Genomic DNA, 9,141 nt, shown 5'->3' on the forward strand with positions numbered 1-9,141 from the left:
GGTACAGCCCCGGCGCGAAGCGCCAACGGCCCGCCGCAGGCGATAACCACCCCGCAGAGGTAACCTGACGCTGGCCTACCTCACCCGATAACAACGACGAAGCGTAAGGGGCACCCGCATCGTGTCGATCGAATCGAGCCTCCTCGAGATCCTCGCCTGCCCGGCATGCCACGCCCCGCTCCAGGAGCAGGACGAAGAACTCCGCTGCACCTCAGCGGACTGCGGGCTCGCCTACCCGATCCGTGACGGCATCCCGGTCCTCCTCGTAGACGAAGCCCGCCGCCCGGCGTAGGCGCAGGCGCAGCCGAGATGCTCGACGAGACCGTCCTCGACGACCCCCGGGCACTGGCCGCCGCGGACCCGCGCGAGTTCCTCCGCGGCACCGCCGAAGCCGGCGCCCGCGTCCGCACCGCAGCCCGCGCCGCGCGCGAGGCCGGCATCGACGAGCTGAACCCCGACGGCCGCCCCCGCGCCCTCTTCGTCGCGGGCCCCGGCCCCGCGACGTATTGCATCGCCGACCTCCTCGCCGCCCTCACCGGCGGCGCCTGCCCGGTCACCGCGATCGAGCCCACCGGCACCGACTCCAGCCCCGCCGAGCTCCGCTGGGCGCTGCCCGGCTGGGCAGGCCCGCTCGACCTGCTGATCATCGCCACCGGATACGGGCGCGAGCCCGGCCTCGAGGCGCTCGTCGAGCAGGCCTACCGCCGCGGCTGCGCCCTCGCCGCCGTCGCGCCCCGCTCGGCCACCATCAGCCAGACCGTCGCCGACCTGCGCGGCTTCCCGGTTCCGCTGATCCCGCTCGGCGGCCAGGACGGCGACTACGAGCCGCCCGGCTCGCTCTGGGCGCTGCTCACCCCGCTGCTCCAGCTCACCGACCGGCTCGGCCTCGTCGACGCCCCCGCCGCGACCCTCGACAAGGTCGCCGACCGCCTCGACGCCGTCGCCGAGCGGTGCGGGCCGGCCATCGAGACGTATACGAACCCGGCCAAGACCCTCGCGGTCGAGCTCGCCGAGTCGCTGCCGCTGCTGTGGGCGGACGGGCCGGTCGCCGCGGCCGCCGGGCGGCACTTCGCCACCGCGCTCGGCGCCATCCCGGGCCGCCCCGCGCTCGCCGCCCCGCTGCCGCACGCGCTGCAGACGCATGCGGCGCTGCTGGCGGGGGAGTTCGGCGGGCCGGGAGGCGATCCCGACGACTTCTTCCGCGACCGGGTGGACGAGCCCGAGGCGCTGCGCGCCCGCGTGGTGCTGCTGCGGCAGGGGGAGCTCGGCGGGCAGTCGCCGACCCGCGCCGCCCGCGAGCTGATCAATTCCCGCGGGGCGCCGGTGAGCGAGCTGGCGCCCGCCGAGGGCTCGCCGCTGGAGGCTGCTGCGGAGCTGATCGCCACCGGGGATTTCACTTCCGTGTACCTGGCCCTGGCATCGTCGCTGCAGACCTGAAGCACGTATCTGAAGCACGTACCTGAAGCACGTACCTGAAGCTCGCATACGACCGGAAAGCGCTCATGGACCGCCTCACCAACACCGTCCGGCCCTACGCCTGGGGCTCCACCACCGCCATCCCCGAGCTGCTCGGCACCGAGCCGACCGGCGAGCCGCAGGCCGAGATGTGGATGGGCGCCCACCCCGGCGCCCCCTCCCGCGTCGACCGCGGCGGCGGCCCGGTGTCGCTGGCCGAGGTCATCGCCGCCGATCCGGCCGACGAGCTGGGGGAGGCGTCCGTCGAGCGCTTCGGCCCGAAGCTGCCCTTCCTGCTCAAGGTGCTGGCCGCGGCGGCCCCGCTCTCCCTCCAGGTCCACCCGACCCTCGACCAGGCCCGGCTCGGCTACCAGCGCGAGGAGGAGTCCGGCGTCCCGATCGACGCGCAGGACCGCAACTACAAGGACGCCAACCACAAGCCCGAGCTCATCTGCGCCCTCACCGTCTTCGAGGGCCTGTGCGGCTTCCGCTCCGCCACCGAGGCCGCGGAGCTGATCGACGGGCTCGGCGTCGACTCCCTCACCCCGTATGTCGACGTGCTCCGCGCCAAGCCGGAGGACGACGCGCTGCGCGAGGTGCTGACGGGGGTGCTGCGCGCCGACAAGGAGGAGATGGCCGAGTCGGTCGCCGCGGCGGCAGCGGCAGCCGAGCGGCTCGGCTCGGGCAGCGGCCCGTACGCCGCGGCCTACGCCACCTACGCCTCCGTCGCCCGCAACTACCCCGGCGACCCGGGCGTGATCGCGGCGATGCTGCTCAACACCGTCCAGCTGCTGCCCGGCGAGGCGATGTTCCTCGGCGCCGGCGTCCCACACGCCTACCTCGACGGCCTCGGCGTCGAGATCATGGCCAACTCCGACAACGTGCTGCGCTGCGGCCTCACCCCCAAGCACGTCGACGTCCCGGAGCTGCTGCACATCGTCCGCTTCGAGGCCACCGCCCCCGGCGTGCTGCACCCGGACGCGGACGGCGCCTTCGACACCCCGGTCGACGACTTCCGGCTGTTCCGCTACGACCTCGACGAGGGCCCGCGGTCCCTGGAGGCCCGTACGCCCCAGATCCTGCTCTGCACCGACGGCAGCGCCGAACTCACCACCGCCGCCGGCACCCGGCTCTCACTGCACCGCGGCGAGTCCGCCTACGTGCCCGCGGCGGACGAAGCGGTACATGTGACCGGTTCCGGCACCCTCTTCCGGGCCACCGTGCGGGTTTAGTGCCTGTCGCCGGGCTCCCGCCTGCCCCCCGGCGTCCGGTGCGAGGCCGCCCTTCGGGCGACGACGTGAGCCCGGCGACAGGCCCTGACGCGGCAGGCCGCCGCGGACCTGACACAATGTGCCCGCCTTAGCGGAGACACCGAAGGGACTGGCGGGGACGTATGGCAGCAGGAGGCGGTACCAAGGCGATCGTGGCGGCACTGGTCGCCAATCTCTCGATCGCCGTGGCCAAGTTCGTGGCATGGGCCTTCAGCGGGTCGTCGTCGATGCTCGCGGAGGGGGTGCACTCCCTCGCGGACTCCGGCAACCAGGGCCTGCTGCTGCTCGGCGGCAAGCGCGCCAAGCGGGAGGCGACGAAGGAGCACCCCTTCGGGTACGGGCGGGAGCGATACGTCTACGCGTTCCTCGTCTCGATCGTGCTCTTCGCACTCGGCGGGCTCTTCGCGCTCTACGAGGGCTATCACAAGATCCACGACCCGCACGCGATCAAGGCCTGGTACTGGCCGGTCGGCGTGCTGGTCTTCGCGATCATCGCGGAGACATTCTCGTTCCGTACGGCCATCAGGGAGACCAACGAGGTCCGCGGCGACCAGGGCTGGTGGGAGTTCATCCGCCGGGCCAAGGCGCCCGAACTGCCGGTGATCCTGCTGGAGGACCTCGGCGCGCTGGTCGGCCTGATACTGGCTCTCTTCGGCGTCGGCATCGCCATCCTCACCGGCAACGGCGTCTGGGACGGCATCGGCACCCTGTGCATCGGCATTCTGCTGCTGATCATCGCCGTGGTGCTCTGCATCGAGACCAAGAGCCTGCTGTTGGGTGAGGGCGCGGGCGACGCGGACGTCGAGAAGATCCGCGCCGCCCTGACCGACGGCGAGACCGTCAGCAGCGTCATCCACATGAAGACGCTCTACCTCGGCCCCGACGAGCTGCTGGTCGCGGCGAAGATCGCGGTCCGGCACGAGGACAGCGCGGAGAAGGTCGCCGAGGCGATCAACGCCGCGGAGGCCCGGGTCCGCGAGGCGGTGCCGCTCGCGCGGCAGATCTACCTCGAGCCGGACATACTGCGACCGCAGTCCTGACGGCATGACGAGGGCCCCGCCGCTCCGTAAAGGAAGCGGCGGGGCCCTCGTCATGTCCGGAACGGACAGGCTTACTTGACCCGCTGCCGGCCTACTGGATCTCGCCCAGGATCTTCAGGATGTCCGCGTCCGAGCCCGCACCCTGCAGCCGCGCCCGGAAGTCGGTGTCCATCAGCTTCCGCGACAGCTGCGCCAGGATGCGCAGGTGCTCGTCGCCCGCGGCCGCCTCGGGCACCGCGATCATGAAGATCAGCTTGGCCAGGGTCCCGTCCATGGAACCCCAGTCGATGCCCGCGTCCGACCGCGAGAAGGCGACGACCGGCGCGGTCACCGCGTTCGTCTTGGCGTGCGGGATGGCGATCTCCTCGCCGAGCCCGGTGGTGCCCTGCGCCTCGCGGGCCAGGGCCGCCTCGACGAGGGCGTCCTTGTCGGCGACCTTGCCGGTGTCCGCCATCAGGTTGACCAGCTCGCGGATGGCGTCGTCGCGGTTGGTGGCGGTGAGCTGCTGCAGCACCGTCTGCTCGGTGAGATAGCCGGAGAGCACCTCGTCCTTGTCCGGGACGGCGTCCCGGACGTCGTCCTTCGGCACCGGCCGGGTGGTGGAGCTGGTCACCGGAGCCGAATGGCTCTTCTGGTACGCCGCGTGCGCGGTCGCCTCACCGTCCACCGCGGTGGTGTGCGCCGTGGCGCCCGCACCCGTCGTGCTGGTGGCACCCATGCCGTCCAGCGCGGTCGCGGCCATGCCGCCACCGATAGCACCGGCACCCGCGCCCGCCAGCGCCGGCTCCATGCCGCCGCCGGCCAGCCCCTGCTTACGGGCCTGCATGCCCAGCAGGGCGACGGTGACCAGGGCGGTCACGACCGTTCCGCAGATCACGGCGATGAAGAACATCGGCACGCCACCGACCGCGCCCAGCACGGCGACGATCGGGCCACCGTGCGGCACCGCGTCCGTGACCGTGGCCAGACCGGCGATGAGACCGGCGACCGCGCCGCCGACCATGTTCGCGGGGATCACGCGTGCTGGATGGGCCGCGGCAAACGGAATCGCACCTTCCGTAATGCCGAAGAAGCCCATGAACAAGGCCGCGAGCCCGGTCTCCTTCTCCTGGTCGGAGTAGAGCTTGCGGCGGATGAGGGTGGCCAGGCCCTGGCCCAGCGGCGGGACCGGGATGGCGGCCGCGCACATACCCATGACCTCGGGGGACTTCGATACGAGCCCGGCGCCGAAGAGGAAGGCTGTCTTGTTGACGGGACCGCCCATGTCGAACGTGATCATCAGGCCGAGGATGATGCCGAGCAGCGCGGCGCTCGCGCCGGTCATGCCGCCGAGCCAGTCGGTGAGCTGCTCGAAGATCCAGGCGATGGGCCGGCCGATGACGTAGATGAAGAACAGGCCGAGCGCCGTGGTCGCGAGCACCGGGATCACGATGATCGGCATGATCGGCTGGACGAACTTCGGGACCTTGACCTTCTTGATCGCCTGGACCAGATAGCCGGCCAGGAAGCCGGTCGCGATGGCGCCGATGAAGCCGGCGCCGGCCTCGGAGTCGTAGAGGGACCCGGTGTTGGCGATCCAGCCGCCGATCATGCCCGGCACGAGGCCTGGCCGGTCGGCGATGGCGTACGCGATATAGCCGGAGAGGATCGGGATCATCAGCGTGAAGCCGATGGTGCCGATCTGGTTCACGTACCACCAGAAGGTGTTCTCCGGGATGACCAGGCCGCCCTTGGGGTCCTGGTTACCGCCGATGGAGAGTGAGATGGCGATCAGCAGACCGCCGACGACGACGAACGGGATCATGTACGAGACGCCGTTCATCAGCGCCTTGTAGACGACACTGCGCTCCTTGCCGCCGCCACCGCCACCGCCGGTGGTGGCCGCCGCGGCGCCGCCGTGCCCGCCGCCCCCGCCGAACACCGGCGCGCTCTGCACCCGCTCGATCAGCCCCTGGGGGTTGTTGATGCCCTCGCTGACGCCGACCGTCAGCACCCGCTTGCCGACGAAGCGGCTCGGGTCGACGTCCTTGTCGGCGGCGATGATGATCGCGTCGGCGTTCGCGACATCGTTGTCAGTCAGTACGTTCTCGGCGCCGATGGAGCCTTGTGTCTCCACCTTCATGTGGTGGCCCATGGCCGTAGCGGCCTGCTCGAGCTTCTCGGCCGCCATATAGGTGTGGGCGATGCCGGTGGGACAGGCGGTGACCGCGAGCAGGTTCAGCCCCTGCTCGCTCTGCTCGCTCGTCCCCGCCGCGCCGGGGGGATCTGCGGGACTTGTCACGTGGATCGACTCCTTGGGTTAGGGGTCCCCCAGGCCAGTGGCTGTGTCCGGCGACCCGGGGACGGCTTCGTGCGCGCGCACATGCTCGCAGAACGATCTAGCGCCACCGCAATCGGCTCCACACATCCGCCACAGGTCACGCCCCCCATTCTCAGCCGGGCTCCGCAGGCTCGCATCCGCGAGCGGGCCAGGGGGCTGACGCACCTCCGGGGGAGCTGCGTCCCACATGGCGGGACGGCCGGCCCGGGACGTTTCCGCACGTGCCGATCCGGCTAGCAGTGAGCGGAAGCCACGCGCCCTGGCCGAATAACCGGGCCACCCCGCCGCGCGGCACGGCTCCTGCGGTAGCTTGGTGCGCAGTGCCAGACGTCGCTGCTGATGGCGGTCGGGCGGCTCCGCGGGCGCGGAGCCGGCCGAGGGAGAGAGGGCCTCCGACGGACTGGGTTGCAGTGACCGCGCTTGAGAAATCAAGCCCGGCCGCGCGGGTGCCGCGCGGGTGGCGCATGCCGTATCGCCGCAGCTCAGGAACCCGCCCGACACAGCAGACACACGACGTATATGCGCTAGGAGACCGAATGAGCTCCCAGGTCCTCAACCCCTCCGACTTCAAGGTCGCCGACCTGTCGCTGGCCGAGTTCGGCCGCAAGGAGATCACCCTCGCCGAGCACGAGATGCCCGGCCTGATGGCGATCCGCAAGGAGTACGCCGCATCCCAGCCGCTGGCCGGCGCCCGGATCATGGGCTCGCTGCACATGACGGTGCAGACCGCCGTCCTCATCGAGACCCTGGTCGCCCTCGGCGCCGAGGTCCGCTGGGTGTCCTGCAACATCTTCTCCACCCAGGACCACGCCGCGGCCGCCGTCGCCGTCGGCCCGAACGGCACCCCGGACAGCCCCCAGGGCATCCCGGTCTTCGCCTGGAAGGGCGAGACGCTCGAGGAGTACTGGTGGTGCACGGAGCAGGCGCTGACCTGGCCGAACACCCCCACCGGCGGCCCGAACATGATCCTGGACGACGGCGGCGACGCCACCCTCCTCGTCCACAAGGGCGTCGAGTACGAGAAGGCCGGCAAGGTCCCCTCGGTCGACACCGCCGAGAACGACGAGCACCGCGTCATCCTGCAGCTCCTCAACCGCACCATCACCGAGGGCTCGCAGAAGTGGACCAAGCTCGCCTCGGAGATCCGCGGCGTGACGGAGGAGACCACCACCGGTGTCCATCGCCTGTACGAGATGCACCGTGACGGCACCCTGCTGTTCCCGGCCATCAACGTCAACGACGCGGTGACCAAGTCGAAGTTCGACAACAAGTACGGCTGCCGCCACTCCCTGATCGACGGCATCAACCGCGCCACGGACGTGCTGATCGGCGGCAAGACCGCGGTCGTCTGCGGTTACGGCGACGTGGGCAAGGGCTGCGCCGAATCGCTGCGCGGCCAGGGCGCCCGCGTGATCATCACCGAGATCGACCCGATCTGCGCCCTGCAGGCGGCGATGGACGGCTTCCAGGTCACGACGCTGGACGAGGTCATCGACAAGGGCGACATCTTCGTCACCACGACCGGCAACAAGGACATCATCATGGCCGCCGACATGGCCAAGATGAAGCACCAGGCGATCATCGGGAACATCGGCCACTTCGACAACGAGATCGACATGGCCGGCCTCGCCCAGATCCCCGGCATCGTCAAGGACGAGGTCAAGCCGCAGGTCCACACCTGGACCTTCCCGGACGGCAAGGTCCTGATCGTGCTGTCCGAGGGCCGCCTGCTCAACCTGGGCAACGCGACCGGCCACCCGTCCTTCGTGATGTCCAACAGCTTCGCGGACCAGACCCTGGCCCAGATCGAGCTCTTCACGAAGCCCGCGGAGTACCCGACCGACGTCTACGTCCTGCCCAAGCACCTGGACGAGAAGGTCGCCCGCCTCCACCTGGACGCCCTCGGCGTCAAGCTCACCGAGCTGCGCCCGGAGCAGGCCGACTACATCGGCGTGAAGGTCGAGGGCCCGTACAAGCCGGACCACTACCGCTACTGATCCACGGATCGCTCGCAGGCCGCCCGGACCGCTACGGACCGGGCGGCCTGCTGCATGTGCGGGGCCTGGCTCTAGGGTCGAGACATGCCTCGAGGCCGCTACTCCCTGCACGACCCGTACGACGGCGCTCCCCTCGGGGAGGAGCACTTCCACTGCGCGCCGGGCGCCGCGGGCTGGCGCTACACGGCACAGGTGAACTCCGCCGGGGGTGAGCACGCGGGCTCCATCGACCTCACCATCGATCACCTGGGCCGCCCGATCCGCCTGGAGATGCACGCCTCGGGCTGGCAGGTACGGGGCGCGGCGCTGGACGGCGTCACCTGGGTGCGCTCGGACCCGGCCGGCGCGGAGGCCCACGAGGGCAACGCCCCCGCGCACGCCTTTACGGGCCAGTCCCCGTCCTTCCTGGTGGCCACGGCACGGCTGCTGGCCCTGCGACCAGGGGAGGCGGGCAAGCGGGTACGCCTGGTGGCGCTGACACCGCCCGTACTCGCGCCGCGGACGGTGGAGCAGGCCTGGCTGCTCCGGGACACGGCGGTGCACGAGACCGACAGCGGTCCGCTGACGGTGGAGAACTACGAGGTCAGGGACCTGGAAGCCGGGGAGGCGCACGAGGTCCACATCGCCGGTGATGTGGTGCTGTCGGCGCCGGGCGTGGAGCTCGAGACGCTGGAGTCGCCGCCGTCGGTCTTCGCCGAACCGGCCTGATGTGCATCGGAGCCCACAGACCTGCTAGTGTCCTCTCTCGCCCGCCAAAACCATTGACTTGGGGATGACGGGGAGGTAGATTCGAACAGTTGCCCCGAGCTAGACAGTTCGAAGGGCAGAGGTTAAGGTCTACCGCGCTCGACAGAATTCTGAGAGCGCCTTCTGAACGAATTCAGAGCCACGAAGCGGTGAAAATCCCGCCGAAAAGGTCTGGTAGAGTTCAGAACACCGAAGGGAAGCGCCCGGAGGAAACCCGTGAGGGAATCCAAAGGAAGCGTCCGTTCCTTGAGAACTCAACAGCGTGCCAAAAGTCAACGCCAGATATGTTGATACCCCGTCGCTCACATTAG

General features: G+C 70.3%; 7 protein-coding genes. 6 read left to right on the plus strand and 1 reads right to left on the minus strand.

The window, feature by feature from the left end; genetic code table 11:
- Window positions 1-121 precede the first annotated feature (121 nt).
- From G5C51_RS36615 to G5C51_RS36630, 4 genes are all read left to right on the plus strand, one after another.
- A complete protein-coding gene (locus tag G5C51_RS36615; protein ID WP_165244299.1) occupies window positions 122-292 on the plus strand; it encodes a Trm112 family protein in 171 nt (56 codons plus the stop codon).
- Window positions 293-309: 17 nt separating this feature from the next.
- Complete coding sequence (locus tag G5C51_RS36620) at window positions 310-1,437, plus strand: SIS domain-containing protein (protein WP_165244301.1); 1,128 nt, start codon at window positions 310-312, stop codon at window positions 1,435-1,437.
- 65 nt (window positions 1,438-1,502) lie between these two features.
- A complete protein-coding gene (manA, locus tag G5C51_RS36625; protein WP_165244303.1) occupies window positions 1,503-2,687 on the plus strand; it encodes a mannose-6-phosphate isomerase, class I in 1,185 nt (394 codons plus the stop codon).
- A gap of 161 nt (window positions 2,688-2,848) precedes the next feature.
- Window positions 2,849-3,766 (plus strand): cation diffusion facilitator family transporter, encoded by a 918-nt coding sequence (locus tag G5C51_RS36630; RefSeq protein WP_165244305.1) that lies wholly within the window; start codon window positions 2,849-2,851, stop codon window positions 3,764-3,766.
- Window positions 3,767-3,857: 91 nt separating this feature from the next.
- On the opposite strand, the gene G5C51_RS36635 is transcribed toward G5C51_RS36630, so the two are convergent.
- Window positions 3,858-6,047 (minus strand): fructose-specific PTS transporter subunit EIIC, encoded by a 2,190-nt coding sequence (locus G5C51_RS36635; RefSeq protein WP_165244307.1) that lies wholly within the window; start codon window positions 6,045-6,047, stop codon window positions 3,858-3,860.
- Window positions 6,048-6,622: 575 nt separating this feature from the next.
- On the opposite strand from G5C51_RS36635, the gene ahcY reads away from it, so the two are divergent.
- Window positions 6,623-8,083 (plus strand): adenosylhomocysteinase, encoded by a 1,461-nt coding sequence (gene ahcY / locus G5C51_RS36640; RefSeq protein ID WP_165244309.1) that lies wholly within the window; start codon window positions 6,623-6,625, stop codon window positions 8,081-8,083.
- Window positions 8,084-8,167: 84 nt separating this feature from the next.
- Window positions 8,168-8,791: a hypothetical protein gene (locus tag G5C51_RS36645; RefSeq protein ID WP_165244311.1), complete on the plus strand. Its 624-nt coding sequence runs from the start codon at window positions 8,168-8,170 to the stop codon at window positions 8,789-8,791.
- Window positions 8,792-9,141: the final 350 nt, after the last annotated feature.

Source organism: Streptomyces coryli, assembly GCF_011044975.1.
GTDB classification, from domain to species: Bacteria; Actinomycetota; Actinomycetes; order Streptomycetales; family Streptomycetaceae; genus Streptomyces; species Streptomyces coryli.